The 26,312-nt window shown below is 68.7% G+C and carries 27 protein-coding genes and 1 pseudogene; 10 read left to right on the top strand and 18 right to left on the bottom strand.

The window, feature by feature from the left end:
- The first annotated feature begins 171 nt into the window (after nt 1-171).
- Complete coding sequence (locus F1D05_RS27290) at nt 172-645, top strand: MarR family winged helix-turn-helix transcriptional regulator (protein WP_185443330.1); 474 nt, start codon at nt 172-174, stop codon at nt 643-645.
- Nucleotides 646-728: 83 nt separating this feature from the next.
- Here the strand turns inward: F1D05_RS27290 and F1D05_RS27285 are convergent, their stop codons facing one another.
- Nucleotides 729-1,892 (bottom strand): acyl-CoA dehydrogenase family protein, encoded by a 1,164-nt coding sequence (locus tag F1D05_RS27285; RefSeq protein WP_185443329.1) that lies wholly within the window; start codon nt 1,890-1,892, stop codon nt 729-731.
- Between the two features lie 134 nt (nt 1,893-2,026).
- Here F1D05_RS27285 and F1D05_RS27280 point away from each other — a divergent pair, with 134 nt between their 5' ends.
- Nucleotides 2,027-3,376 (top strand): UDP-glucose dehydrogenase family protein, encoded by a 1,350-nt coding sequence (locus tag F1D05_RS27280; RefSeq protein ID WP_185443328.1) that lies wholly within the window; start codon nt 2,027-2,029, stop codon nt 3,374-3,376.
- A gap of 66 nt (nt 3,377-3,442) precedes the next feature.
- Here F1D05_RS27280 and F1D05_RS27275 read toward each other — a convergent pair whose 3' ends face one another.
- From F1D05_RS27275 to F1D05_RS27265, 3 genes are all read right to left on the bottom strand, one after another.
- Nucleotides 3,443-4,663, bottom strand: a complete 1,221-nt coding sequence (locus tag F1D05_RS27275; RefSeq protein WP_185443327.1) for an MFS transporter — start codon at nt 4,661-4,663, stop codon at nt 3,443-3,445.
- 73 nt (nt 4,664-4,736) lie between these two features.
- Entirely contained in the window at nt 4,737-5,240 is a 504-nt protein-coding gene (purE, locus tag F1D05_RS27270; protein WP_185443326.1) for a 5-(carboxyamino)imidazole ribonucleotide mutase, read from the bottom strand.
- A gap of 9 nt (nt 5,241-5,249) precedes the next feature.
- Entirely contained in the window at nt 5,250-6,431 is a 1,182-nt protein-coding gene (locus F1D05_RS27265; protein ID WP_185443325.1) for a 5-(carboxyamino)imidazole ribonucleotide synthase, read from the bottom strand.
- Nucleotides 6,432-6,561: 130 nt separating this feature from the next.
- On the opposite strand from F1D05_RS27265, the gene F1D05_RS27260 reads away from it, so the two are divergent.
- The gene (locus F1D05_RS27260; RefSeq protein WP_185443324.1) at nt 6,562-7,107 is read left to right on the top strand and encodes a GtrA family protein; all 546 of its coding nucleotides are present in this window, start codon (nt 6,562-6,564) and stop codon (nt 7,105-7,107) included.
- 34 nt (nt 7,108-7,141) lie between these two features.
- On the opposite strand, the gene F1D05_RS27255 is transcribed toward F1D05_RS27260, so the two are convergent.
- A complete protein-coding gene (locus tag F1D05_RS27255) occupies nt 7,142-7,759 on the bottom strand; it encodes a PH domain-containing protein (RefSeq protein ID WP_185443323.1) in 618 nt (205 codons plus the stop codon).
- Nucleotides 7,760-7,941: 182 nt separating this feature from the next.
- Here F1D05_RS27255 and F1D05_RS27250 point away from each other — a divergent pair, with 182 nt between their 5' ends.
- Nucleotides 7,942-9,342 (top strand): OFA family MFS transporter, encoded by a 1,401-nt coding sequence (locus F1D05_RS27250; protein ID WP_185443322.1) that lies wholly within the window; start codon nt 7,942-7,944, stop codon nt 9,340-9,342.
- Nucleotides 9,339-9,446: an MFS transporter small subunit gene (locus tag F1D05_RS43180; RefSeq protein WP_428994973.1), complete on the top strand. Its 108-nt coding sequence runs from the start codon at nt 9,339-9,341 to the stop codon at nt 9,444-9,446. Before F1D05_RS27250 ends, F1D05_RS43180 begins: the two co-directional genes overlap by 4 nt.
- Before the next feature lie 17 nt (nt 9,447-9,463).
- Here F1D05_RS43180 and F1D05_RS27245 read toward each other — a convergent pair whose 3' ends face one another.
- The 4 genes and pseudogenes from F1D05_RS27245 to F1D05_RS43175 form a co-directional block, all read right to left on the bottom strand.
- The gene (locus F1D05_RS27245) at nt 9,464-10,282 is read right to left on the bottom strand and encodes a biotin--[acetyl-CoA-carboxylase] ligase (RefSeq protein ID WP_185443321.1); all 819 of its coding nucleotides are present in this window, start codon (nt 10,280-10,282) and stop codon (nt 9,464-9,466) included.
- Nucleotides 10,282-12,921, bottom strand: coding sequence for a phosphoenolpyruvate carboxylase (locus F1D05_RS27240; protein WP_185443320.1), 2,640 nt, complete (start codon nt 12,919-12,921; stop codon nt 10,282-10,284). Before F1D05_RS27240 ends, F1D05_RS27245 begins: the two co-directional genes overlap by 1 nt.
- Before the next feature lie 88 nt (nt 12,922-13,009).
- Nucleotides 13,010-13,489 carry a hypothetical protein gene (locus tag F1D05_RS27235; RefSeq protein WP_246486005.1) on the bottom strand — a complete coding sequence of 160 codons (480 nt, stop codon included), beginning with the start codon at nt 13,487-13,489 and terminating at the stop codon, nt 13,010-13,012.
- A 13-nt stretch (nt 13,490-13,502) separates the two neighbouring features.
- Nucleotides 13,503-13,652: pseudogene (locus F1D05_RS43175) on the bottom strand (helix-turn-helix domain-containing protein); the annotation flags it as partial.
- 99 nt (nt 13,653-13,751) lie between these two features.
- On the opposite strand from F1D05_RS43175, the gene F1D05_RS27230 reads away from it, so the two are divergent.
- From F1D05_RS27230 to F1D05_RS27215, 4 genes are all read left to right on the top strand, one after another.
- Complete coding sequence (locus F1D05_RS27230) at nt 13,752-14,222, top strand: SCP2 sterol-binding domain-containing protein (RefSeq protein WP_185443318.1); 471 nt, start codon at nt 13,752-13,754, stop codon at nt 14,220-14,222.
- Nucleotides 14,223-14,299: 77 nt separating this feature from the next.
- Complete coding sequence (locus tag F1D05_RS27225; RefSeq protein ID WP_185443317.1) at nt 14,300-15,880, top strand: acyl-CoA carboxylase subunit beta; 1,581 nt, start codon at nt 14,300-14,302, stop codon at nt 15,878-15,880.
- A 72-nt stretch (nt 15,881-15,952) separates the two neighbouring features.
- Nucleotides 15,953-16,414: an acyl-CoA carboxylase subunit epsilon gene (locus F1D05_RS27220; protein WP_185443316.1), complete on the top strand. Its 462-nt coding sequence runs from the start codon at nt 15,953-15,955 to the stop codon at nt 16,412-16,414.
- On the top strand, nt 16,380-16,736 hold the full coding sequence (locus F1D05_RS27215; RefSeq protein WP_185443315.1) for a hypothetical protein: 357 nt from the start codon (nt 16,380-16,382) through the stop codon (nt 16,734-16,736). Before F1D05_RS27220 ends, F1D05_RS27215 begins: the two co-directional genes overlap by 35 nt.
- On the opposite strand, the gene F1D05_RS42615 is transcribed toward F1D05_RS27215, so the two are convergent.
- From F1D05_RS42615 to F1D05_RS27195, 4 genes are read right to left on the bottom strand one after another with little or no spacing between them, the layout of a single operon-like run.
- On the bottom strand, nt 16,729-17,964 hold the full coding sequence (locus F1D05_RS42615) for a Maf family nucleotide pyrophosphatase (RefSeq protein WP_185443314.1): 1,236 nt from the start codon (nt 17,962-17,964) through the stop codon (nt 16,729-16,731). The genes F1D05_RS27215 and F1D05_RS42615 overlap by 8 nt on opposite strands.
- Nucleotides 17,965-17,972: 8 nt before the next feature.
- Complete coding sequence (locus F1D05_RS27205; RefSeq protein WP_246486004.1) at nt 17,973-19,664, bottom strand: DUF885 domain-containing protein; 1,692 nt, start codon at nt 19,662-19,664, stop codon at nt 17,973-17,975.
- A 38-nt stretch (nt 19,665-19,702) separates the two neighbouring features.
- Nucleotides 19,703-20,032, bottom strand: coding sequence for an MmcQ/YjbR family DNA-binding protein (locus tag F1D05_RS27200; RefSeq protein ID WP_185443313.1), 330 nt, complete (start codon nt 20,030-20,032; stop codon nt 19,703-19,705).
- Between the two features lie 9 nt (nt 20,033-20,041).
- Nucleotides 20,042-21,454: an MFS transporter gene (locus F1D05_RS27195; protein ID WP_185443312.1), complete on the bottom strand. Its 1,413-nt coding sequence runs from the start codon at nt 21,452-21,454 to the stop codon at nt 20,042-20,044.
- Nucleotides 21,455-21,548: 94 nt separating this feature from the next.
- On the opposite strand from F1D05_RS27195, the gene F1D05_RS27190 reads away from it, so the two are divergent.
- The gene (locus F1D05_RS27190; RefSeq protein WP_185443311.1) at nt 21,549-22,112 is read left to right on the top strand and encodes a TetR/AcrR family transcriptional regulator; all 564 of its coding nucleotides are present in this window, start codon (nt 21,549-21,551) and stop codon (nt 22,110-22,112) included.
- Here F1D05_RS27190 and F1D05_RS27185 read toward each other — a convergent pair.
- From F1D05_RS27185 to F1D05_RS27165, 5 genes are read right to left on the bottom strand one after another with little or no spacing between them, the layout of a single operon-like run.
- The gene (locus F1D05_RS27185) at nt 22,088-22,639 is read right to left on the bottom strand and encodes a hypothetical protein (RefSeq protein WP_185443310.1); all 552 of its coding nucleotides are present in this window, start codon (nt 22,637-22,639) and stop codon (nt 22,088-22,090) included. The two genes, F1D05_RS27190 and F1D05_RS27185, sit on opposite strands and share 25 nt — an antisense overlap.
- On the bottom strand, nt 22,636-23,937 hold the full coding sequence (locus F1D05_RS27180) for a DUF58 domain-containing protein (RefSeq protein ID WP_185443309.1): 1,302 nt from the start codon (nt 23,935-23,937) through the stop codon (nt 22,636-22,638). Before F1D05_RS27180 ends, F1D05_RS27185 begins: the two co-directional genes overlap by 4 nt.
- 24 nt (nt 23,938-23,961) lie before the next feature.
- A complete protein-coding gene (locus F1D05_RS27175; protein ID WP_185443308.1) occupies nt 23,962-24,963 on the bottom strand; it encodes an AAA family ATPase in 1,002 nt (333 codons plus the stop codon).
- 6 nt (nt 24,964-24,969) lie between these two features.
- Nucleotides 24,970-25,485: a hypothetical protein gene (locus F1D05_RS27170; protein ID WP_185443307.1), complete on the bottom strand. Its 516-nt coding sequence runs from the start codon at nt 25,483-25,485 to the stop codon at nt 24,970-24,972.
- Complete coding sequence (locus tag F1D05_RS27165; RefSeq protein ID WP_185443306.1) at nt 25,482-26,252, bottom strand: DUF4129 domain-containing protein; 771 nt, start codon at nt 26,250-26,252, stop codon at nt 25,482-25,484. Before F1D05_RS27165 ends, F1D05_RS27170 begins: the two co-directional genes overlap by 4 nt.
- Between the last annotated feature and the right edge of the window lie 60 nt (nt 26,253-26,312).

Below are 26,312 nucleotides of genomic sequence, written 5' to 3'. Positions count from 1 at the left end.
AGTCGCCGGGGACGCCGCCGCACTTGCCTGGGCAACCGTGAAAGAGTGTGCCTGACTTGCCTAGGCAAGTCAAGAGATACACCATCGCAGAACCCGGCCGGCTCAGTACCTGCTCCTTGGCAGCGAAGACGCCACTGGATGCCAAGTTGCCCAGTCAAGTAAGCTGGGCGCATGAGCGGCTCCCCCCATTGGCTCGACGACGAGCAGCAGAAGCTGTGGCAGGATCTGCGCACCGTGGTCATCGCGCTGCCCACGCTGCTGGACCGTCAGTTGCAGCGGGACGAGGGCATCTCGAACTTCGAGTACAGCGTGATGGCCCGGCTGTCCATGACCGAGACGCGCACGATGCGGCTCAGCGAGTTGGCCGCGCAGTGCAACAGCACGCAACCACGGCTGTCCAAGCTGATGATCCGTTTCGAGCAGCAGGGGTGGATCACCCGGTGCCCTGACTCGGACAACGGCCGGTACACCCTCGCGACCCTGACCGACGCGGGTCTGCGGAAGGTCGAGGACAGCGCCCCGGCTCACGTCGAGCGGGTCAGACAACTGGTGTTCGACCCACTCAGCGCTGCACAGCAACGCCACCTCGGCGCCGTGCTCGCCCGCATCGCCGCTCCGCTACGCGAGCAACTCGACGGCCGGTGAGCGACGCCTGCCTCCACGACCATCTTCGGCATCGCGACCCCCAAAGCCGCCTGAAATCAGTCTCCGACCTGCGAGAAACCCCCTCAGCTAAGGCCTTTGAGGAGTTGGCGGGCCATGACTATGCGCTGGACCTGGTTGGTGCCTTCGTAGATCTGGGTGATTTTGGCGTCGCGCATCATGCGTTCTACCGGGTAGTCGTGGGTGTAGCCGTAGCCGCCGAGGAGTTGGACGGCGTCGGTGGTGACGGCCATCGCTACGTCGGAGGCGAAGCACTTGGCGGCTGCGCCGAAGTAGGTGAGGTCGCTGTCGCCGCGTTCGGAGCGGGCTGCCGCGGCGTACGTGAGCTGGCGGGCGGCTTCGATCTTCATGCCCATGTCGGCGAGCATGAACTGCAGGCCCTGGAACTCCGCCAGCGCCTTGCCGAACTGCTTGCGCTCCTTGACGTACCCGAGCGCGTAGTCGAGGGCGCCCTGGGCGATCCCGAGTGCCTGCGCCGCGATCGTCACGCGGGTGTGGTCGAGCGTCGCCATCGCAGTACCGAAGCCGGTGCCCGGGTCGCCGATCATCCGCCCGGCAGGGATCCGGACGTTGTCGAAGTAGACCTCGCGGGTCGGTGAGCCCTTGATGCCGAGCTTCTTCTCCGGGGCGCCGAACGAGACGCCGTCATCGGCCTTCTCCACCACGAAGGCGCTGATGCCCTTCGACCGGGCGTCCGGGTCCGTCACCGCGAAGACCGTGTAGTAATCGCTCACGCCGGCGTTGGTGATCCAGCGCTTCACACCGTTGAGCACAAAGGAATCCCCGTCGGCGACCGCGCGGGTCTTCATCGAGACGGCGTCCGAGCCGGCTTCGGGCTCCGACAGGCAGTACGAGAACATCGCGTCGCCCGCGGCCACCGGCGGCAGGTAACGCGTCTTGACCTCTTCCGACGCGGAGATCAGCAACGGCAGCGAGCCGAGCTTGTTCACCGCGGGGATCAGCGAGGTGGACGCGCAGGCGCGGGCCACCTCCTCGATCACGATCACGGTGGCGAGCGCGTCCGCCCCGGCCCCGCCGTACTGCTCGGGGATGTGCGGGGCATGGAAGTCGGACGCCTTGAGCGCGTCGTACGACGCCTTCGGGAACTCGGCGAGTTCGTCCACGTCACCGGCGTTCGGGGCCACCTTGGCGTCGCAGACAGCGCGAACGGCGGCCCGGATCGCCTGGTGCTCCTCGGACAGCGCGTACAGATCGAATGAGTTACTCACGAGTCACAATCTACGACGGATCGACCCGTACGGCGATCCGGGCGAGCCGGAAAGTGATCAAAAGCGCACTACATGCAAACGCTTGGCCATGAGCCGGTCACGAGGTGGTATCCGTGATCGGTAGAGTCGCCCGCATGACTGAAGGCACGCCCACCACCAGCGAGCGACCGCTGCGGATCTCGGTGATCGGTACCAACTACCTCGGCGCGAACACCGCCGCGGGGATGGCCGAGTTCGGCTTCGACGTGATCGGCGTCGAGATCGACGAGCACCGGCTGAAGCTCCTGAACGACGGCAAGGCCCCGCTTTACGAGCCGGGTCTGGATCCGCTGCTGAAGCAGCACACCGACTCCGGCCGGCTGCGGTTCACCGACGACTATCGCCAGGTCGCCGACTGGGCCGATGTGCACTTCATCTGCGTGGGTACGCCGCAGCAGGAAAGCAGCGACGCCGCCGACCTGGCCCAGATCAACTCGGTGGTCGACATGCTGGCACCGCTGCTGACCCAGCCGTGCCTGGTGGTCGGCCGGTCCACCGTCCCGGTCGGGACGTCGAAGCTGGTCGAGAAGCGCTTCCACACCGAGGCCCCTGCCGGCGAGTCGATCGAGATCGCCTGGCAGCCGGAGTTCCTGCGCGAGGCACACGGTGTCGACGACACGCTGCACCCGGATCGCCTGGTGTTCGGCGTACAGTCCGAGGCCGCCGAAGCCACCCTGCGGCAGGTGTTCGCCAGCCCGATCGACGAGGGCAGCCCGGTCGTCATCTGCAACCTGCCGACCGCCGAGCTGGTCAAGGGCGGCGCGAACGCGTTCCTGGCCACGAAGATCTCCTTCATCAACGCGCTCGCGGAGATGTGCGACGCGACCGGCGCGGACGTCACCCTGCTCGCGGACGCGCTCGGCCACGACAAGCGGATCGGCCGCGGCATGCTGAACGCCGGGCCCGGGTACGGCGGCGGCTGCCTGCCGAAGGACCTGCGCGCCTTCATGGCAAGGGCCGGTGAGCTCGGCGTCGAAGAGGTCATCACGCTGCTCCGTGAGGTCGACGACATCAACCAGCACCGGCGCGCGCGGGTCGTGAACGTCACCCACGAACTGCTCGGCGCCGAGTGGGTCGGCCGCAACGTCACCGTCCTCGGTGCGGCGTTCAAAGCGGGCACCGACGACGTACGGGACTCGCCCGCGCTCGACGTGGCCGGCCGGATCCAGTTGCACGGTGCGACTGTCACCGTGTTCGACCCGGAGGCGATGGAGAACGCGCGCCGGGTCCGCCCGACGCTGCGGTACGCCTCGTCCGCGGCCGAGGCCTGCGAGGGCGCGCACCTGGTGCTGCACCTGACCGAGTGGCCCGAGTTCCGTGAGCTGGACCCTGCCGCCCTTCGCGGCGCGGTGACGAATCCGGTGATCGTGGACGCCCGGCTGTCGCTGGATGCCCAGAAGTGGCGCGACGCGGGCTGGATCTACCGCGCGCCCGGCAGGCCGTAGTACGAGCTGTAAGGCAACGACGGCCGCTGGTCCTGTGGAAGAGCAGGGTCGGCGGCCGTCAGGCTGTCAGGCGACGGCCGCGTTCCGCAGTACCGGGCGGGTGAGCGCGACGACGCCGATCAGGGCCGAGGCGACGCCGATGCCCAGGCAGACGCCGGTGATGCCCACTCCGTTCAGGTCCGTGAGCGTCCCCAGCACCGGGTTCATCACGACGAGTGCGAGGTTCTGGCACAGCACCACGACCGACTGCAGCCTGGACTGGTACTCCCGGTCCACCGAGTTCATCAACAGCGGCAGCACGTGACCGGTGAAGGTCCCGACGCCGACACCGCTCACCACGCCCGCGACGATCACCAGCGGCATCGGATTCAGCGCCGACAACCCGAACAGCCCGACGCCGGCCAGCAGCAGCCCGAACGCGGCGACCATGCCCGGCCGGGGGAACGCACCCTTGGCCAGGATCCGCAGCGCGATGAGGCCGACACCGAGACTGCGGCTGGCCACCAGCAGACCGGCCGTCGCCGCGTTCCAGTGATGATCTCTGGCCAGCAACGGCAGCAGCAGGATGTCCAACGGCATCAGCAGCCCGGCCGCGGCCGTCATCATGATCAGCAGGGACCGGGTCAGCGGCCGCCCGAAGGCCATCTTCATGCCGTCCGCGATCGACCGGAACATTCCCGTCGTGACCCGCGTGGGCGACGCCGTCGTACCGCGCAGGAGCAGCAGTACGGCGATCATCACGGCGAACGTCAGGGCATCGAAACCGGCGGCCGAGGTCAGTCCCGACCAGTTCACCAGTACGCCGCCGACCGCCGTACCGGTGATCGCGAAGACGACCCCGGTGACCTGGAAGCTGGCCAGCGCGCGGGGCACCTGAGCCGGTGGCACCAGCAGCCTCGGCATCGAACGGGACGAGGGCAGGAAGAACGCGTCGATCACGCCCACCACCAGCGCCGTGATGAGTAGCAACGCGACCGGCTCACCGACGGCCAAGGTGATCGGGACGAGCGCGGTGGTGATGACGAACATCGCCACACAGCTCACGAGCAGCACCCGGCCCGCGCCGAAGCGGTCGCCAACAGCGCCGCCGATCAGCAGCAGGGCAGCGCGAGGCGCCGCGGCCAGGAGAAGTACGAGCCCGGCGACGCGGCCGCCGTGCTGGCTGGCGGACCATCCGATGGCAAAAGTCATCGTCAGGTCGCCGAGGAGGGACACAGCGGCGCCGAACAACCAGATCCAGTAACGGACCGGGATGCGCTGTGTGTCCGGTTCTGCGGGCGGAGTCACGATCGACGACCTTAGACGACATTGGACGGGATCACACGGCTACCCGCCCACAGCCTGTGGAAACCGCGGTGGTTCAGGATTTACGCAGCTCTGCCGCGCCCTCACGGACGGTGCTCCCCTTCGCCTTCGCCAGGTCTGCCAGCTCCGCCTGGAAAGCGGTCATCCGGTCCCGCAGTTTCTCGTCGAAGGCCGCCAGGATGCGGACCGCGAGCAGGCCCGCGTTGCGCGCGTTCCCGATCGAGACGGTGGCGACCGGAACCCCGGCCGGCATCTGCACGATCGACAGCAGCGAATCCATCCCGTCCAGGTACTTCAACGGCACCGGTACGCCGATCACCGGCAGCGGCGTCACGGCCGCGAGCATGCCCGGCAGATGCGCGGCGCCACCGGCTCCGGCGATCAGCACCTTCAGACCCCGGTCGTGTGCCGACCGGCCGTAATCGATCATCTCCACCGGCATCCGGTGCGCGGAGATCACATCTGCCTCGAAGGGCACGCCGAACTCGACGCAGACCTCGGCGGCCGCCTTCATCGTCGGCCAGTCCGAGTCCGAGCCCATCACGATTCCCACGCTCATTGCTGGTCCCTACTCGTCGATCGTGCCGGTCAGGTACGCCGCCGCGTGCCGTGCGCGCTCGCGGACGTCGTCCAGGTCGTCGCCGTACGCCGTGACGTGGCCGACCTTGCGGCCGGGCTTCACGGACTTGCCGTAGAAGTGGACCTTCAGCCCCGGATCCCTTGCCAGGCAGTGAAGGAGTGCATAATGCATGTCCGCTGTGCTTTCGTCATCACCGCCGAGCACATTCACCATCACGGTGTACGGCGCTCGCGCGGCCGGCGATCCGAGCGGCAGATCCAGTACTGCGCGCAGGTGGTTCTCGAACTGCGAGGTGACCGCGCCGTCGATCGACCAGTGCCCGGTGTTGTGCGGGCGCATCGCGAGTTCGTTGACCAGCAGCCGGCCGTCGCGGGCCTCGAACATCTCGACTGCGAGGATCCCGACGACCCCGAGCTCCTTGGCGATCCGCAGCGCGGTCTGCTGCGCCTTCGCGGCCTGCTCGGGCGCGAGGTCGGGCGCCGGGGCGGTCACCTCGACGCAGATCCCGTTCACCTGCACGGATTCCACGATCGGGTAGGCGACGGCCTGGCCGTGCGGGGAGCGGGCCACGATGGCGGACAGCTCGCGGACGAAGTCGACCTTCTCCTCGGCCAGGATCGGGACGTTCGCCGCGAACGCTTCGTCCACGACCGGGTCCTCGGAGCTCTCGGCGACCCAGACGCCCTTGCCGTCGTACCCGCCGCGGGTGGTCTTCAGGATGATCGGGAAACCTCCGATCCGCTTGGCGAAGTCGGCGATCTCGTCGCGGCTCGCGACCACCTGGTGCGCGGGTGCGGGCGCGTCGAATGCGTCCAGCCGCTGCCGCATCACCGCCTTGTCCTGGGCGTGCACGAGGGCGTCCGGACCGGGGTACACCTTGATCCCGGCGGCTTCCAGCTCGTGCAGCAGGTCGGTGGGGACGTGCTCGTGGTCGAAGGTGACCACATCCGCCTCGGCTGCGAACCGGCGTACGGTCTCGGGGTCGCGGTAGTCGCCGACCGGCGCGTCGGCGACGGCCTGGGCGGCGGAAACCGCCGGACCCTCCGCCAGCACGCGCAGCTGGACGCCCAGCGCGATCGCCGTCTCCTGGGTCATCCGGGCCAGCTGTCCGCCGCCGATCATCCCGACCACAGGGGTCCCGACCGGCAGGTCTTTACGCTCGAACTTCACAGCCGGAGCCTAATGTGCTGACCTGAGCGGTCCTGCGCTGGGCCGCCCGGATTTCGGCGGCGGCCCGGTCGGCGGGTACCGTGGGAAGCTGCCCGCCGCGCCCCGCGATCACAGAGAGCACTCCGGTCCGTTGAAAATCGTCACAACGCTGTACCGCCAGGTCGAGCATCTGGTGCACGAAGTGGCCAAGTTCGGTCTGGTCGGGTTGCTCGGCATGGTCGTGGACCTGCCGATCTACAACTGGCTGGTGTTCGACAACCCGCTCGTCTTCGGTACGCCGGGCGACGGCATGCTGCACCACCGTCCGGTCACGGCGAAGTTCATCTCGGTCACGGTCGCCACCGTCGCGACGTACCTGGGGAACCGGCACTGGACCTGGCGGCACCGTGAGCGCACCGGGCTGCACCGCGAGTACGTGCTCTTCTTCGTCCTGAACGGCATCGGCCTGCTGATCGCGGCGGGCTGCCTGAGCTTCTCCCGCTACGTGCTGGATCAGCACAACGCGCTCGCCGACAACATCTCCGCGAACGTGATCGGCCTGGGTCTCGGCACCCTGTTCCGCTTCTGGTCCTACCGCCGGTTCGTCTTCAAGGAAGAAATCGCCCTCGACGAGGCCGAGCACCAGCACGCCGACCTGGACGCCGACAACACCGGCGACCTCCCCGCGATCCGCTGACCCCGCACGGCTGAGCTCGCGCTCCCAGGAAGGCTCAGCGGCGGTCGTTGTCCTCGGAGTTGAAGAGGGTCTGGGACTCGGGTTCTTCCGCAGTACCGGGCTCGCGGCGGCGTTGGTGTTCCGGCGGGGCCTCGTCGTCCAGGATGCCGTCGCCCGGCTTGCCCTCGGGGCCGCCGAAGAGCAGGTCCGACATCTGCAGGTGCATGTGCTCGACGTGCGGGACGTCCGGCAGGACCACCTGGCCGCGCTCGCCGGCCGACTCGATCTGCAGCGTGCCGCAGCCGAGCATCCGGTCGATCAGGCCGTGTTCGTAGGAGACGTCGTTGATCCGCATCAGCGGGATGTCCCGGCCGGTCCGGGTCAGGATGCCGTGCCGGGTGATGAGTCGCCGGTTGGTCAGGGTGTAGGTCGAGAAGAACCAGTTCAGGAACGGCTTCGCGCCGAACACGATCAGGATCGCCAACCCGACCACCCCGATCGCGATCCGGGCCGGGGTCTGCATGCCGCCGGCCGGCACGATCGCGGCCAGGAAGCCGCCACCGGCCGCCACCACCAGGAGCAGGAAGACCGGGAAGATCAGTGCCTTCCAGTGTGTCCGGGTGCTGACGACGACGTACTCGTCCTCACCCAACAACTTCGCCGAGATCGCCATGGGCCCAGTCTCACAGTTCCCGGGGCCGCTGTCGCCCGTCGACACGTCCGGCCGTGCCGCCGGACGGTCCGGACGGGCAGAGCTGCCGCGACACGGTGGTTGAAGACTTCACAAAGTGCATACAGTTCCGTCAGGATGCGCGAGGGGGTAGTTCTGGGGGGCTCGACGACTTAGGAGCCGTGATGGGCATCTTGTCGGTACTCGACCGGGAGCACACCATCGCGCCCCCGGGATACAGCCGCTGGCTGATCCCGCCGGCCGCGCTGGCTGTTCACCTGTGTATCGGGCAGGCATATGCGACCAGTGTCTACAAGACCTCGCTGATCAAACACTTCGACGCCAGCCAGACCGCGATCGGGGTGATCTTCAGCATCGCGATCGTCATGCTCGGCCTGTCCGCCGCGATCGGCGGCACCTGGGTCGAGCGCAACGGGCCGCGCAAATCGATGTTCGTGGCCGCCTGCTTCTGGGCCACCGGCTTCGGAGTCGGTGCCCTCGGCATCGGTACCGGCCAGCTCTGGCTGGTCTACCTGGGCTACGGCGTGATCGGCGGCATCGGGCTGGGCATCGGCTACATCTCGCCGGTCTCGACCCTGATCAAGTGGTTCCCGGACCGGCCGGGACTGGCCACCGGCCTGGCGATCATGGGCTTCGGTGGCGGTGCGCTGGTCGCCAGCCCGCTGTCGCGCCAACTGCTCGGCCTGTACGACGACGGCTACGACCCGAACAAGTCGGGCTCGGTGGCCGGCGGCGGTGCGCTGGTGGCGCTGTTCCTCACGCTGGGGATCGGCTACTTCGTGGTGATGATGTTCGGCGTGATCAACATCCGGGTCCCCGCCGAGGGCTGGAAGCCGACCGGTTTCGACCCGTCGACGGTCAAGTCGAAGGCACTCGTCACCACCTCGGACGTGTCGGCGGCGAACGCGATCAAGACGCCGCAGTTCTGGCTGCTCTGGATCGTGCTGGCCTGTAACGTCACGGCCGGCATCGGCATCCTGGAGCAGGCCAGCCCGATGATCCAGGACTTCTTCCGCGCTGCCGACGGCAAGTCCACCGTCGCGGTCGCGGCCGCCTCCGGGTTCGTCGGCCTGCTGTCGATCTTCAACATGGCCGGCCGGTTCGCCTGGTCGACAACCTCCGACTACATCGGCCGCAAGCCGATCTACGCGATGTACCTGGGCGTCGGCATCGTCCTGTACGCGCTGCTGGCCACCGTCGGCCACAACAGTACGGCGATCTTCGTCCTGCTCGCGGCCTTCATCATCTCTTTCTACGGCGGCGGTTTCGCGACCGTGCCGGCGTACCTGCGGGACCTGTTCGGCGGTTACCAGGTCGGCGCGATCCACGGCCGGCTGCTGACCGCCTGGTCGGCGGCAGGGATCGCCGGACCCTTGATCGTGAACGGATTCCTCGACCGGGAAGGCAAACCGGGCACCCTGACCGCCGCGGCGTACCGGCCGGCGCTGTTCACGATGGTCGGCGTCCTGGCGGTCGGCTTCATCGCCAACCTGCTGATCCGCCCGGTCGCGGAACGGTTCCACGAGAAATCCACCACCGCGGAAGCGAAGGAGGCAGCCAAATGAACCAGACTCCTCGACTCGTCATCTCCTGGCTACTGGTCGCCGTCCTGCTCGGCTACGGCATCATCGAAACGCTGATCACCGCAGTGAAGATCTTCACTGAGTAGTAGAATAATGAAGTTCTTTAATAAGTAGTACGCAGATGCGTCACATCGCCGGCGGCCAGCTGATGCGGGCCGTCGGCGGTGAGGACCACCAGGCGACCGTCGGCGTCCAGGTCCGACGCGACGCCTTCCAGGAACGAGCCGTCCGGCAACTCCACGCGTACTGATCGCCCGAAGGTCGCCGACAGCTTCCGGTAGTCCGGCAGGATCGTCTCGGGGTCTCCCGCTGCGTCCACCCAGGTCTGGTAGCGCCCGGCCAACTCCCTAAGCACCGCCGCCATCACAGTGGCCCGGTCCGTGGTCGCAGCGCCCTCCAGAGCCAGTGAGGTCGCTACGTCCGTCGGCCGCTCGTCCGCCTTGAGCGTCACGTTCAGCCCCATGCCCACAACGGCAGCAGGCCCGTCCGGTGTCTCCACCCGCTCGAGGAGAATCCCCGCCAGCTTGCGGTCATCGACCTGTACGTCGTTGGGCCACTTCACCTGAGCCGGAATCTCACCAACTCGCCGTACGGCGGCTGCGACTGCCAGGGGCACCAGTAGCCCCAGCCACGGCCACCGACCGGCCGGGACCGCCGCGGGGCGGAGCAGGGCCGACATCAGCACGGCAGAGCGTGGCGGAGTGGTCCACGTGCGACCCAGACGGCCCCGACCGGACGACTGGTACTCCGCCACAACTACGAGCCCCTCAGGCGCTCCAGAGCGCGCTGCGTCGGCCACGACAGCGTTGGTGGACACCGTCTCGGTCAGTACGTCGATGCGCGTCCACAACGCGCCAGGGCGGACCAGACGCCCCTGCAGGAATCGTGCGTCCAGCGGGGGCCGTTCCAGGTCGTCGAACATCAGCCGGTGTTCTGCAGGCCGGCGGCAACGCCCGAGACGGTCAGCAGCAGCAACCGCCGGGTCCTGACGATCTGCGCCTCGTCCAGGGAGTCGTCCGTCCGAAGGGTCCGGAGCGCCCGCAACTGCAGGTAGCTCAGCGCGTCGACGTACGGGTTGCGCAGCTCGACCGCACGGCCCAGCACCCGGCGTCCGGCAAGCAGCCGGTCGCCGTCGAGCACCTTCAGCACCCACTCGGTGGTGAGCTCGTGCTCGTCCAGCATCTGCTGGGTCAGGTCCTCCCGGTCGCCCAGCTCCAGGTACCGCCCGAGGATGCGTCGGTCCGTCTTCGCCAGCGACATCTCCGCGTTCTCCAGCATCACCTGGAACAGCGGCCAGTTCTTGTTCGCATCCTGCAGTACCGCGACGTCGCCGACCGCCGACAGCGCCGAGCCCAAGCCGTACCAGCCCGGCGCGTTCACTCGCGCCTGCGACCAGGCGAACACCCACGGGATCGCCCGCAGGTCCTCCAGCGAGGAGACGGCGACACCGCGGCGCGCCGGCCGCGAACCGAGCGGCAACTGGCCGAGCTCCTCCAGCGGGGTCACCCGGCCGAACCACTCCGCGAACCCGGGCGCCTTGACCAGCCGGTGGTACGCCGTACGCGCTGCCTCGTCGAGGGTCTTCTCTACGACGGCGAACCGGTCCGCCGCGGCCATGGCGCGCTCCTCGATGGCAGGAGTCGACGCCAGCAGCGTCGCGGCCGTGACCTGCTCGATGTGGCGCTGGGCGATCGCCGCGTTGCCGTAGCGAGCCGGGATCGCCTCGCCCTGCTCGGTGAGCTTGAACCGGCCTGCGACCGACCCCGGCGCCTGGGCGAGGACCGCACGGTTCGCGGGGCCTCCACCACGTCCCAGGGCTCCACCGCGACCGTGGAACAGGGTCAGCCGGATCGCGTTGCGTTGGGCCCAGGCGGTGATGCGTGCCTGCGCGTCGTACAGGGCGAGGGTCGCCGAGACCGGGCCGACGTCCTTGGCGGAGTCGGAGTAGCCCAGCATCACCTCGAAGCGGCGATCGTTCGCAGTGAGGCGGTGCCGGACCCGGGTGAGCTGGATCGCGTTGTCCAGCACCTCCACGGAGTTCTGCAGGTCCTCGCCGGTCTCGAACAGCGGTACTACGTCCAGCTCGATCGGCCGGCCGTCCATCGCGGCGTCGGCCAGCTCGTAGACGGCAGCGAGGTCGCCGGCGTTGCGGGTGAACGACACCACGTACCGACGGCAGGCCTCCGGGCCGAAGCGCTGCTGGATCTGCCCGATCACCCGCAGCGTCGCCAGCACCTCCTCGGTCTGGTCGGAGAGCTCGCCACCTCCCAGTACTTCTTCCAGCGCCTTGGCGTGCACCGACGAGTGCTGCCGCACCTCCAGCTCGGCCAGGTGGAACCCGAACGAGCTCACCTGCCAGATCAGCTGCTGCAGCTGGCCGTACGCCTGCCTCGGCGCGCCTGCGGACACCAGCGAGTCCTGCAGCGCCTTCAGCTCGTGCAGGAGGTCAGCGGCGCGCGGGTAGCCGAAGTCGGCGTCCCTGGCGCGAGTAGCGGCCAGCCTGCGCGCAGCGAGGAGCAGCAGCTGGCGGTGCGGCTCAGAAGGAGACCTGGTCTCGATGTCCGCGATCAGGTCGGGATTGGCCGCCCTCGCGTCCTCCAGGATCCGCCGGACCGGCGCCGACGGCGGTGTGGTCGACGCGTCCAGGGTGAGTGCGCGGCCCAGCTCGTCAGTGGCGCGCTCGAGCGCACGGAGTACGTGGTCGGCCTGGATCTGCATGGCTTCGCGGGTGATCGCCGCGGTGACGTTGGGGTTGCCGTCGCGGTCGCCGCCGATCCAGGAGCCGAGCCGGACGAACGGCGCGACCACCGGCTGCTTGATCCCGGCTTCCGTACCCGCCAGTGCGTCGTCGAGCCGCCGGTAGACGTTGCCGACGACATCGAACAGCGTCTCCTCGAACACGGCCATCGCCGAGCGGACCTCGTCCAGCGGAGTCGGGCGGCTGGTGCGTAGCTGCGAAGTACGCCAGAGGATGTCGACCTGCTCCACGAGCCGGCGCTGGTTCTCGGACAGCTCGCTGTCACCGGCGCGCGGGTCGCTGCGCTCTTCCAGCAGCGACGAGATCCGCCGGATGGTCGCCAGTACGGCGCGGCGCCGGGCCTCGGTCGGGTGCGCGGTCAGCACCGGGCGGAACTCCAGCCCGTTGAGCAGCGCGCGAGCCTGCTGCTCACCGCTGTCCTTGGCGATCTGCTCGACCGCCTGGGCCAGCTCCGACACGGCCGGCGCGTCCGACGAGCGGTCGCGCTCCCGGAGTACGCGGGCGCGGTGCAGCTCCTCGCTCAGGTTCGTCAGATGGAAGTAGCAGGTGAAGGCTCGGGCGACGTCCTCGGCCCGCTCGTGCGGCCAGGAGGCGACCAGCTCCTCGGCAGCCGCGCCGTCACCCGCGATGGTGAGTTCGCGCAGCTTCTCCACGTCGTCGAGCAGCGGCTGGCCGGCGTACTCGACCAGAACTCGGCCCAGGAGCTCGCCGAGCAGGCGCACGTCGGCGCGCAGCTCCTCGGGGACTTCGAAGCGTGCGCGGGTACGGGTACGGGCGTTAGCCTGACTGCCGGTCTCGGTCACGTTCGCCCACGATATCTGTGGGGACGGTATCTTGCCCGCTGGTCCGAAGTATGGGCGCAGATCGTCACAGGGCGTTCACGTCACAGCACTAAACGGAACCGAAGCCACCGGCGACGATCTGGGAGACAGTGGCGGCCAGCTCGGCCGGGGTGCGGTCGGTGCCGTCGACGACGAGCAGCCGGGCGCAGCTCTCGGTCATCGAGGCGAGCATCTCGGCCAGCACCGGCAGGTTCGCGTCCGGCGCGGTGACCTCGGGCAACGATTTGACCAAGGTCAGGCGGAGCCCTTCGACCAGGAAGGCACGGGCGGCCCGGACCCGGTTGGACACCACCGGCGCCGCGCCGTACTGCGCGCCGAAGACGATCCGCCAGGACTGCGGCGACTTGGCGACGGACTCGAGGAAGGCGGTCAGACCTTCGAGCACGTGCTCCGCCGGCGTACCGACACTCGGATCGGCCGGCAGCGCGGCGACGATCGAGACCACCAGGTGCTGCTCCTCGCGGGCCAGCAGCGCCAGCAGGAGCTCGTCGCGGTTGGAGAAGGAGGCGTAGACCACCGGCTTCGTCACTCCGGGCCGCGTCCGCGACCGCCTGCATCGTCGTACCGGCGTAGCCGCGCTCGGAGAACACTTCCAGGGCGGCGTCCAGGATCAGCGGGCGCCGGCGCTCCGGGCCCAGGTGCGCGGCCCGGCGGCGCGGAGATTCCGCAACCGGCTCTTCGGGGCTGACCACTTGACAAAGCTACCAGGTCGTAGGAAATTCCTACGGTCTGGTAGGAACTCGTTCATCAGGTCCGGAACGGGTTTCCCGCTCACCGCCGGGGAGGTCTGGGTGGCCGAACGAGGCACTGCTCGGTGGTTGGAGGCGGGTGATCTCGCCACCCTGGAACTGGGCGAGTTGTCCAGGCTGGTCGACCGCACCTCGGAGCGGGAGCTCCGGCATCGGCTCATCGGGGGTGTGCGAGAGGTCGCGTTGCGCGAGATCTTTCGCCGGATGCCGGAGTACCTTCGCCCCGCCCGGGCGACCGGGTTCGAGGCCGTCATCGCCTGGCAGATCACGGGGGCCGGCGGTGGTGGCGTCGACGAGTACCTGATCCGCGTGCACCACGGGCGCTGCGACGTACTCAACGGGCACGCTGCTCAGCCCGAGATCTCGGTTCGCACCGACCCGGCGACGCTGCTCAAGATCGTCACCGGCAACGAGGACCCGGTCACCGCGGTCCTCAAACAACGCCTCTCCGTCCGCGGCGACCTGGCCCTCGCCGCCCGCCTCACCAAACTCTTCGTCGTCGGCCCGCCCTGAGACGCGGTACTGCGCAGTAACGTTGCGGCAGACGTCACAGCACACGAACCCCCTCCGGGAAGTTAGGCTGCCCGGTTATGGGAGAGACCGTGAACATCCACACCACCGCCGGGAAGATCGCGGACCTGGAGCACAAGCTGGACGAGGCCGTCCACGCCGGGTCCGAGCGTGCGGTGGAGAAGCAGCATGCCCGGGGCAAGAAAACCGCCCGCGAGCGGATCGCGATGCTGCTGGACGAGGGCTCCTTCTCCGAGCTGGACGAGTTCGCCCGGCATCGCTCCACCTCCTTCGGCCTGGACGCGACCCGCCCGTACGGCGATGGCGTGGTGACCGGCTTCGGCACCATCGACGGCCGCCAGGTGTGCGTGTTCGCGCAGGACTTCACCGTCTTCGGCGGCAGCCTCGGTGAGGTGTTCGGCGAGAAGATCGTCAAGGTGATGGATCTGGCGATGAAGATCGGCTGCCCGCTGATCGGCATCAACGACTCCGGCGGCGCCCGGATCCAGGAAGGCGTGGTCTCACTCGGCCTTTATGGCGAGATCTTCCGCCGCAACGTCCGCGCATCCGGGGTGATCCCGCAGATCTCCCTCATCATGGGCCCCTGCGCGGGTGGCGCGGTCTACTCCCCGGCCGTGACCGACTTCACCGTGATGGTCGACGAGTCGTCGTACATGTTCATCACCGGCCCGGACGTGATCAAGACCGTCACCGGCGAGGACGTCAGTCAGGAAGAGCTCGGCGGCGCCCGGACGCACAACACCAAGTCCGGAAACGCCCACTACCTGGGCAGCGACGAGGAGGACGCGATCGACTGGGTCAAGGCCCTGGTCTCGCATCTGCCGCAGAACAACCTCGAGGACCCGCCCGCGTACGACGAGCCGGCCGACCTCGAGCCGAACGAGACCGATCTCGCCCTGGACACCCTGATCCCGGACTCGCCGAACCAGCCGTACGACATGCACACGGTGATCGAGTCGGTCGTCGACGACGGTGAGTTCCTCGAAGTACAGGCCCTGTTCGCGCCGAACATCCTGATCGGCTTCGGCCGGGTCGAAGGCCGCCCGGTCGGCGTCGTCGCGAACCAGCCGATGCAGTTCGCCGGCACGCTGGACATCGACGCGTCCGAGAAGGCGGCCCGGTTCGTCCGGACCTGCGACGCGTTCAACGTCCCGATCCTCACTTTCGTCGATGTACCGGGCTTCCTGCCCGGCACCGACCAGGAGTGGAACGGCATCATCCGCCGCGGCGCCAAGCTGATCTACGCGTACGCCGAGGCGACCGTCCCGATGATCACCGTGATCACCCGGAAGGCCTACGGCGGCGCGTACGACGTGATGGGGTCGAAGCACCTCGGTGCCGACATCAACCTCGCCTGGCCGACCGCGCAGATCGCCGTGATGGGCGCCCAGGGCGCGGTCAACATCCTGCACCGGCGCGAGTTGGCAGACGCCGGTGACGACACCGAGACCCGCCGCCAGCAGCTCATCACGGAGTACGAGGACCATCTCGCCAACCCGTACATCGCGGCCGAGCGCGGCTACATCGACGCGGTCGTGAAGCCCAGCGAGACCCGCTCCGAGATCATCCGGGCCCTCCGCCTCCTCCGCACCAAGCGCGACACCCTGCCCCCCAAGAAGCACGGCAACATCCCGCTGTAACCACCCCTTACGTCCGAACGACGGTGGGGCAGACCCCTCACCTCTTCGGACGCAACCAGCTTGGAGGACCCGATGAGCGAACCCGACGAGGCAGCAAAGCCCGTCCTTCGCGTCGTCAAGGGCGACCCGACTCCCGAGGAGCTCGCCGCCCTGATCGCCGTCGTCTCCGCCCGCGCCACCGCCCCGCCGCCCGCCGCCGACACCACCCGCGCCGGCAACTGGGCCACCTACTGGCGCAACGCCCGCTCCCCCTTCCGCCCCGGCCCCCGGCCGCTGGCGCGCCAGCGCCCACCCGTAGCTCACCCTGCCCCTTGGGGCAATCACGGAAGGCTTTTGTCCCGAGCGACAGGTAATAGGCGCTCCCGCGCCCAGGTGCCACGCTCAGCCAGACGATGTCCGGGGCCGTTGAGGCGGCCATTACCTGTCGCTCGGGACACAAGTCGGCCGTTCTTGGCCGCATTCAGAAGCAGGAACTGGTCGTGCTGGCACAATCGCTCGCATGGCCAAATATGCGGTCAACGACGAAGCAGTTGAGTACGCCCGGAAGCTGATCAACGGCAAGCAGTATGTGCTGGACAGCGACTGGGGTGCCGTGCAGCCGCACGCGGACGATCAGAACGCCTTCCTGGAGAAGCATTCCTGGGCCGAATACGGTGCCTGGCATCTCGGCCTGACCGACGGTGCCTCCGAAGAGACAAAGGCCCGGCACGCCTTCGTCTTCGGCGACTTCCGCCGCATCCACCGCACAGCCCTGATCGCCTGCGTCTACCGCGCCTCCGAGTGGCGCCACAAAGACGTCGAACTCGCCGCCCACGACCTACTCCAGGCCCTGGACGCCAAGGCCGGAATCAGCTGAGCGACCGCCGGAAGCGGATCAGCGGGTAGGTCGCCGGCGGGACGGTGCCCTTCGGCGGGCCGGGGAACGTGGTTGCGCCGTCGAGGGCCAGGCCGTACTGCGCGGCGCGGGCGATCAGGTGGGGTAGGGCATCCTGGGAGCGGTGGTCGGCTGGAGTACGGCCGGCGGCGTAGCGGCTGGTCTCGGACTTCTCCGTGGTGGTGATGAAGACGCCGCCGGGCCGTAGTACGCGGGCAACCTCGGCCAGGACCGGGTCGCTGTCGTCCAGCAGGTGGAGGAGCCAGACGGCGACGACCGCGTCGCAGCGGTAGTCCGCGAAGGGCAATTGGGTGGCGTCTGCGGCCAAAACGTGGCCGGGCAGCCGGACCTTGGCGTGCCGGAGCATCGCGGTCGACAGGTCGACGCCGTGCACGAGGTTGCCGAGAGCAACCAGTTCGGCGGCGACGATTCCGGTGCCGACGGCAAGCTCAACTACCCGGCCACCAACGGGGAGCAGAGATTGGACAGCAGCGGCCGCTGCTTGAGCGCGCTCGGTACCGCCGCGCGTCTCGTCGTACCGGGCCGCCTCCGCGTCGTCGTACTTGAACGGAGCAGCCTGCTGCCACAGAGCCGGCCACGGGATGCCGATCTCGGCCAACATCCTTCGCAGCAAGGGCAAAGAGACGCCGACGACGTTGTGGTAGTCACCTTCGATACCGGTGACGAACGGGCCGCCGAGACCGTCGACGGTGAACGAGCCCGCCACGACAAGCGGCTCCCCCGTCTCCACGTAGGCGTCGATCTCGTCGTCCGTGAGGTCGGCGAAATGCACTGTGGTGGAAGCGAGTTCGCGAAGCTCCCGCCGCGTCGCGGTGTCGAACACGCAGTGCCCGGTGTGCAGAATTCCGGACCGGCCGCGCATCGAGCGAAGCCGCTCGCGCGCGACGTCCGCAGTACCGGGTTTGCCATAAGCAACACCGTCGAACTCGAGCACCGAGTCGCAGCCGAGCACGGTCGCGTGGTCATCCAGGGTCGCCACCACAGCGCGCGCCTTCAAGGTCGCGAGCGTGCGGGCCAGCTCACCCGGCGACTCGGCCGTGACGTGGTCCTCGTCGACCCCGGAGACGATCACCTCGGGCTCGACCCCGGCGTCGCGCAACGTCTGCAACCGCGCGGGCGATGCCGACGCCAGCACGAACCGCGGCCGCCGCTTCTCTTCCACAGCAGGGTTCACAGCAGCATCATCCATGGTCTCGATCACAGCTTGGCGAGTGCGCGGCGGAGCGGGTCGAGGCCGACCGAGCCCAGGTTCAGCGCGTCGCGGTGGAAGGCCTGCAGGTCGAACGAGGAGCCGGCTCGCGCCTTGGCCTCTTCGCGGGCCTGCAGCCAGATCCGCTCGCCGACCTTGTACGACGGCGCCTGGCCGGGCCAGCCGAGGTACCGGTTCAGCTCCGCCTTCAGGAACTCCGTCTCCATCCGCGAGTAGGCCCGGAGGAACTCGAACCCGAGCTCGGCGTTCCAGGTCTCCCCCGGGTGGAACCCGAGCGGGTTGTCCTTCGGGATCTCCAGCTCCAGGTGCATGCCGATGTCGACGATCACCCGGGCCGACCGGAATCCCTGCGCGTCGAGCATGCCGAGTCGCGCGCCGGGCTCTTCGAGATACCCGAGCTCCTCCATCAGCCGTTCGGCGTACAGGGCCCAGCCCTCGCCGTGGCCTGAGACCCAGCAGCCGATGCGCTGCCAGCGGTTCAGCTGGTCGCCGCGGAGCATCGTCTGGGCGACCTGGAGGTGATGCCCTGGAACGCCTTCGTGGTAAACGGTGGTGACCTCGCGCCAGGTGGCGAAATCCTCGACGCCGGCCGGCACGGCCCACCACATCCGGCCCGGCCGGGTGGTCAGGTCCTCGCTCGGCGCGGTGTAGTAGATCGACCCGTCCGAGGTCGGCGCGATCATGCACTCGATCCGCTTGATCTCGTCCGGGATGTCGAAATGGGTGCCGGCCAGATCCTGCACGGCGGTGTCGGCGAGCTGCTGCATCCAGTCGCGGAACTTCTCCTTGCCGTGGATCTTGCGGGCCGGGTCGTTGTCGAGCAGCGCGGCGACGGCCTCGATGCTGCGGTCGCCGCCGTTCAGCGCGGCCGCGATCTTCTGCATCTCGCCCTCGATCCGGGCCAGCTCCTGCCAGCCCCAGGCGTACGTCTCCGCCAGGTCGACGGCGGCACCGAGGTGGTTGCGCGAGGCCAGCTCGTACCGCTCGCGGCCGACCGCGTCCTGGGCCGGGGCCTGCGGCGCCAGGTCGGTCCGCAGCCACTGACCGAACCCTTCGTACGCCTTCCGCGCACCGGCTGCGGCCGCCTCGACGGTGGCCTTGATCCCGCTGTCGGGAGCCTTCGCCGCTAGCCCGGCGAAGAAGTCGTCGCCGTCCGCGCCGGTCCAGCTGGCGATCCGGTGGGCCAGATCGTTCACCTGACGAACGGCCGACACCCGGCCTGCGGCGGCCTGCTGGATCAGGGAGTCGCGGAAGCCGTCCAGCGCCGTACCGACCTGGTTGAGCCGGATCGCGATGATCTCCCAGTCGTTCTCGGTCGCTGTCGGCATCAGATCGAACACGCCGCGCACCTCAGCGGGGATCGAGGCGATCGCATTCAGCTCGTACTGCGGTACGCCGGCCTCGTACGTCTCCAGCTCGAGCCGGAGCCGCTCGAGGAACGCGTCCTTGGCGACCTCCTCGCGCGGCGTACCGGGCTCGACGGCCTCGGCCTCGGCGACGGACCGGCGATGCAGCTCGACCAGCGCATCGAACCCGGCCGGCGAGAAATCGGGCAGCCGGTGGTCGTGCCCGGCGATCCCCATGAAGGTGGCGTCGGTCGGCGAAAGCTCGACATAGGCCTCCAGGAACCGCTCGGAGATCTGGTCGATCGGGCTGGTCGGTGTGGTTGAATCCGTCACCCGGCCGACCCTACCCGGGCGGCACTGCCCGATCGAACCTATTCGTGCTCGAGCCCGTCGGGCGCGGCCTGCCGCCAGGAGTCGAGCAGAATGTCCCGCAGTTCGGCCGCGTCCTCGAGCGCCTCCAGCCGGGCCCTGACCCAGCTGGACCCGGCTTCGTGCGGCGGCACCCAGAACTTCTCCGGCTCGGCCGCGATCAACTCCGCCCGCTCCAGCCGCGGGCACCTCACCGCGAACGACGTCTGGTCGTCCGGCACGGTCACGAACATCCGCCCCGCGACATCGAAGGTCGGATGACGCCACCGCTCCTTCTCCGTCGCCTGCGGGAAGGACAACGCGACCCGCCGGACATCCTCAACCCCAAGCACCCCCCAACCTTAGTCAGCGCGCGGGCGACCCGGGAGGGCTACTGCTGCGACTACTGCGCCGACGGCGACTACGGCGGCGCCCACCCAGACAGCGGGGACCAGTCCGTCGACGTACTCGGTGGGTGACTCGTAGGAGCCGGCGGAGGCGAAGACCGAGGCCAGTACGGCGACGCCCATCGCTACGCCTACCTCGCGGATGGTGTTGTTGGTGCCGGAGGCAACACCGCGGTCAGCCTCGGATGCGCTGTGCATCACCACGCTCGAAGCCGGCGCGAAGGTGAGGCCCATCCCGACCCCGGCCAGCACGAACGGTACGACGAACGAACCGAAAGTGGTGTCGATGCTCGTCACCAGCGCCATCCAGGCCAGTGCCGTGGCGAGGAAGACCTGCCCGGTGGCGACCAGTACCCGCGCACCGACCCGGTCGACGATCAGACCGGCCAGCGGCGCCACGACCATCGGCGCCATCGTCCACGGCAAGGTCCTGATCCCCGACTGCAGCGGCGTGTAGCCCTGCACGACCTGGAAGAACTGAGCGAGCAGGAACACCGAGCCGAAGACGCCGACCGAGAAGGTGAACAGGGTCAGGTTGATGACACTGAAGGACCGCGACTTGAACAGCCGTAGCGGCAGCATCGGGTGGGCGGTCCGGCTCTCCCAGACCAGGAAGGCGACCAGCAGCGCGACCCCACCGATGATCGCGGTCAGGACCCGGCCGGAGCCCCAGCCGTCGTCGGAACCGTGCACGACGCCCCAGACGATGCTGAGCACGCTCGCCGCGGACAGCACCAACCCGACCAGGTCGAGTCGCTTGCTACCACCGAAGGATTCCTGCAGGACCCGCGCAGCGAACGGCAGCACCAACACACCGATCGGCACGTTCAGCCAGAAGATCCACTGCCAGTTGAGCCCGTCCACGACGGCTCCACCGACAACCGGGCCGACCGCGACACCAAGACCGGAGATGCCGCCCCAGATCCCGATCGCCGCACTGCGCTGACGAGCCGGTACTGCGGCCGCCAGCAGGGTGAGCGACAGCGGCATCACGGCGGCAGCGCCGACGCCCTGGATCGCCCGGGCCCCGATCAGCATCCACGGCTCGGTCGTGATCGCACAGGCTGCCGAGGCGAGCGTGAACAGCGCGATCCCGAACAGGAACATCCGCCGCCGGCCGATCCGGTCACCAATCGCCGACGCTGTCAGCAGCAGCGCGGCGAACGACAGCGTGTACGCGTTGATGAACCACTGCAGGTCCGACAGTGAGGCGCCGAGCTCGGACTTGATCACCGGCAGCGCGTTCGTCACCACCAGGTTGTCCAGCGTGACCATGAACATCGGAATACCCACAACGGCCAGCACGGTGCCCAGCGAACGCCGTACGGCAGATCGTTCCGGCCCCGGATCAAGTGCGGTCGAAGTCATCGAACTCTCCTTGTTGTTATTCACTGATAACTAGGTCTCGTCACAAAGTATGCATTGACTGATAACATGTCAAGGACAAACCGAAGGAGAGTTCATGACGAGGACCCGGTTGACCGCCGCCGAGCGCGGCGAGGAAGTGCTGCAGGCGGCCGTGGTGGCGTTCGGCGCGGCCGGCTACCAGGGCACCAAGACCGACGAGATCGCCCGGCTGGCCGGGGTCTCACAGCCGTATGTGATCCGCCTGTTCGGAACCAAGCAGCAACTCTTCCTGGCCTCGGCCAACCGCGTCTGCGACCGGGTCGAGCAGGCCTTCCGGGAGGCGGCCGGGCAGCGGGCCGATCTGGACAGCCTCGGGGGCGCCTACGAGCGGTTGATGGCCGAGCGGGAACTACTGGTCGTCCTGCTGCACGGATTCGCTGCCAGCGCCGACCCGGCGATCGGCGACGTCGTCCGGGAGCGCTTCGGCAAGATCTACGACCTGGTCCGGGAGTTGACCGGCGCCTCGGCCGAGGAGACCCGCCAGTTCGTGGCGACCGGCATGCTGCTCACCGTGATGACCGCGATGCAGGTCGCCGGCCCGGACAGCATTCCGCTGCCCTGGGCGGAAGAGCTATTGGGGACGATGAAGATCCATCAGCCGTTGCCGGAAGCCGACTGACCCGCGGCGAACCAGACCGCCGCGGTCGCGGCGGCCAGCGCGGCCACCGTCACGACCAGCGACCCCGGCACATCGGCCCCACGGACCACAGCCGCCGCGACCGCTACCACCGGACCGAGCAGTCCAGCAATCATTGCCGGTAGCAACCATCGTCGTAGCGCCCGCCGGCTCACCTTCCCGTACGACGGGATCTGAGCGGCGAAGGCCGACGCCAGATGCACCGCCAGCAAGGCGATCGCGGTGACAACGAGGCTGAAGGTGAGCTCACTGGGAGCCCGCATGAGCCAGCCGGCGGTCACGACGATCAGGAACAGCGCAGCCGCGGTCGAGTCCGGCAGCACCAGGCAGATCAGCAACAGCGGCACTCCGAGCAACGGAACCAGGTCCGCCTGATCCCACGACTGCACGGTCGGTACGACCAGCGCCACGGTGCCGGCGATCGCGATCACCAGTCGCGACAACAATGACGCCATGCTCGACGCCCGGAGCTGGGCCAGCCAGTTGGTGATCTTGTCCGCGGCCGTCATGAGCGCATCCTCGGGGCCGATGCCAGCCGGCTGGCATCCCGCAGTACTTCGTCCAGCGTGCCCGCGCCTCGCCAGCGCACAGTCGGTACGCCGAGGTCGCCGAGCCGGTCCAGCTCCGAACGGCGCTCCAGCAGGCGCAACCGCCAGGCCAGCGGCCACGCCTTCGTGTCGTGGTGCTCGGGATCGATCACGTCGGCGACGTCGGGCGGCAGTGTGTCGACCGCGATCACTGTGCAGCCCGAGTGGACCAAGGTGACGATGTAGCCGAGCATCGACTGCCGCAGCAGCGGACTCAGCACCAGCACCAAGCTGTCCGAGCGAACCCGGTGCCTGCGGGCGAGCTGCTCCTCGTCCTGCTGCCGCCCCCTGCGGTTCGCCTGCACCAGGACATCGAGGATCCTGCGCAGGTGCGCGCGACCACTGCCCGCCCGTACGCCGCGGACCGTACTACCGGTGTCGACGAGCCGAACCCGGTCGCCGTGACGCAGGTAGTGCTCCGCGATGGAACCTGCTGCTCGTACTGCGGTGTCCAGGCTGCTCGACCGGCCGTCGATTCCCTCGCTGATCCCCACCTCGGCGCCGGTGTCGAGCAGGATGACCACCTCGGTGTCCCGGTCGGACCAGGTTGAGGTGACGTGCAGTTCGCGGGTCCGTGCGGACACCGACCAGTTGATGCGGCGCAGCCGGTCGCCGGTACGGAACGGCCGGACCCCGGCAAGCTCCGTACCTTCACCTGGTCGCCGAGAACGATGCAGACCGACGAGCCCGGCAGGGCGTGGTACGGAATCGACCGCCTCGAACCCGTCGCGCAGCGGCAACGTACTGACAGTCAGCGGCTTGGTCGACGGCACCTGGATGCGGTAGCCGCCGAGGACCGACGTGGCGATCACCTGCGGGCGTTCGAGCTGCCGGATCCCCCAGCGCTCGGACCGTACGCCGACCTCCAGCGTGAAGGTTCCGTGCGAGACCGGCTCGGCTACGGCCGCGTAGACCGGGTCGTAGCGGAACCAGCGGCTCCGTGGCAGAGCCGCGACGATCAGGTCGATGTCCGGGTCCAGCGGGTGGTCCACCTGCAAGCGGTAGGTGGTGGCCTGGCCCTCGAACAGGACGTCCGCGTCGATCTCGGTCTGAACGGCCGGCTGCTCACTAGGCCGGAAGAAGCGTCCCCAGACGGCTACGAGCGCCAGCGGGAGACCCATCACGGCCAGGTCCGGCCGACGGGCGAGTACGGCGATCACGAGCAACGCCGCCGACACCCCGACCGCCCGGACCTGCGCATGCGTCGGCTGCCACTTCATCGCGGCGCCTCACTCACCGGTCGCCTACCTGGCCCGTCGGTCACTGCCGGGCGCTGACGACGGTCGGCGGGCCGCGACCGAGCCGAGCACTGTCCGAACCACCGTCGCACCGGTCACCTCGTGCAGCCACAGCTCGGGCCGGACCGTGATCCGGTGCGCCAGTGCGGGGATGGCGACTGCCTTGACGTCTTCCGGTACTACGTAGTCGCGGCCCTGGATCACCGCGTACGCCCTTGCGGTGAGCAGCAGTGCCAGCGAACCACGCGGCGATGCGCCGACCAGCACCTGGGAGTCACGACGGGTCGCGGCAGCCAGCTCCACGCAGTACCGGCCTACTGTGTCGTCGACGGTGACAGTCTCGACTGCTGCCTGGGCAGCGCGCAGACCGGCCGCGTCGGTGACGGCCTCGACGGCCTGGTCCTCCGAGCGGCGGCTCATCCTGCGCTGCAGCACCTCCCACTCCTCGGCCGCACTCGGGTAACCGAAGGCGATCCGGAGCATGAAGCGGTCGAGCTGGGCTTCGGGCAACGGGTAGGTGCCCTCGTACTCGACCGGGTTCGCTGTTGCCAGTACGTGGAACGGCACCGGCAGGGGGAAGGTCTGGCCTTCTACCGTGACCTGGTGCTCCTGCATGGACTCCAGTAGCGCTGCCTGCGTCTTCGGCGGCGTCCGGTTGATCTCGTCGGCCAGCAACAGCCCGGTGAAGATCGGACCGGGCCGGAAGACGAACTCCGAGTTCCGCTGGTCGTAGACGAACGCGCCGGTGACGTCGGACGGCAGCAGGTCAGGGGTGAACTGCACCCGGCGGAACTCCAGCCCGAGCGCCTGCGCGAACGACCGCGCGGCCAGCGTCTTGGCCAGCCCCGGGTAGTCCTCCAGCAGCACGTGGCCGCCGGCGAGGATGCCCGCGAACACCAGCTCCAGCGCCTCACCCTTGCCGACCACAGCCTCGCCGACCCGGTCCAGCACCTTCCGGCTCAGTGCCGAGACCTCCGAAAGGCCGAGGCCTAGTTCCCGATCAGTCACGGTTCCTCACAGCTTCTCGATGGTCTGTACAGCCTGTTCGATCTCCGCGAACGACGCGGTCCGTGCCTCGGTGCCGGTGATCAGGGTCCACACCTGGTCACCGAGAAGTTCACGAGCGCGATCCGGCTCCAGCTCCGGGTCGATCCCGTGCCGGTGCACCAGCCGGCTCGTGGTCAGCTCGAGGAGCATCGGCCGGATCCGCCGGGTGAATGTCATCGACCCCTCGCCGGCCCGCCGCTCGCGATCGGACTCCTGCACCCAGGTCGCCAGGAACTGGGTGCGGTTGTCGCTGTTGCCCGACGAGCGCGACTCGGCGAACTTCTCGTCCTGCCGCGACGGCCAGGACGTCTCCAGTACTTGCGGAGCCACCAGTCGCAGCGCTACCGAGACGAACCCGAACGCGAGCCCCGTACCGACGAACCAGAGCGGTTTCGGCTGGGTCCCGGCCAGGCCGAAGGCGGCGATCGCCAGCAGACTGACGAGCACCGCAACCCCGAGATGCTGCCCCAAGATCTTCCTCATCGGGCAGCCGCTATCTCAGCCTCTTCGGCTTCCGCTCGCGCCTTCGCCCGGGCGGCGCGGGATGCCATCGCGGCTGCCAGCTCGTCGCGGAGGCGGATCAAGGCTTCACGCGCCTGACTCCTGGCCTCCTCGCTCGAGCCATGCGTCGAATACCTCGCCTCGCGGTACAACTGCCCGAGTCGCAGCAGTTCCGGCTCCGAGATTCCGCCGACGCCGAGCACCCGGACGGTGAACTCGGCCGGTGTCTCCGACGCGGCCCGCTCCACTCCTGCTGACGCGGCCGCATCCTCCAGCGCTACCCAGCACGCGATCACCGCGTCGGTCGCAGTACCGGAGTCGACTGCCGCGAGGCCGGACTCCACCGCCTCGGCCAGGCGGTCGACCTTCATCCGCTCCCAGTCGCTGTCCTCGTTCTCCGCCTCTGGCAGCTCCACCTTGCGGAGCAGCCGGTAGAGCACCCTGCCGAGCAACAGCACGACCAGTATGGCGGCGGTGTAGAACAGCGCCTGCCAGAGGGCCTTCACCCAGTCCGGGATCTTGACCGGCTTGGGTGGATGCGCTGCCGGCGGCGGAGCACCAGGCGTCGGAACCGTCACCTGCGCGCTCTGCGTCTTCGTCGGCAGCGGTCGCGGCGACGAACTGAGCGTGCTCTCGCTGACCGGCCGGACGCTGCCGCCCGCCGAAGCCAGTACGACGAGTGCGATCGCCGCCAAGCCGAGCATCACCACGGCAACCACCGCCACGGCACCACGGCGTCTCGGCTGCATGCCGGAAGGGTAGCCGCTGCCCGGGGGCGTGATCAGAAGCCGGTATCGAGCCAGGGAAGG

It is taken from the genome of Kribbella qitaiheensis (genome assembly GCF_014217565.1).
GTDB lineage: Bacteria > Actinomycetota > Actinomycetes > Propionibacteriales > Kribbellaceae > Kribbella > Kribbella qitaiheensis_A.
Note: the sequence above shows the minus strand (reverse complement) of the source record. Positions and strands in the feature narration are given on the sequence as shown.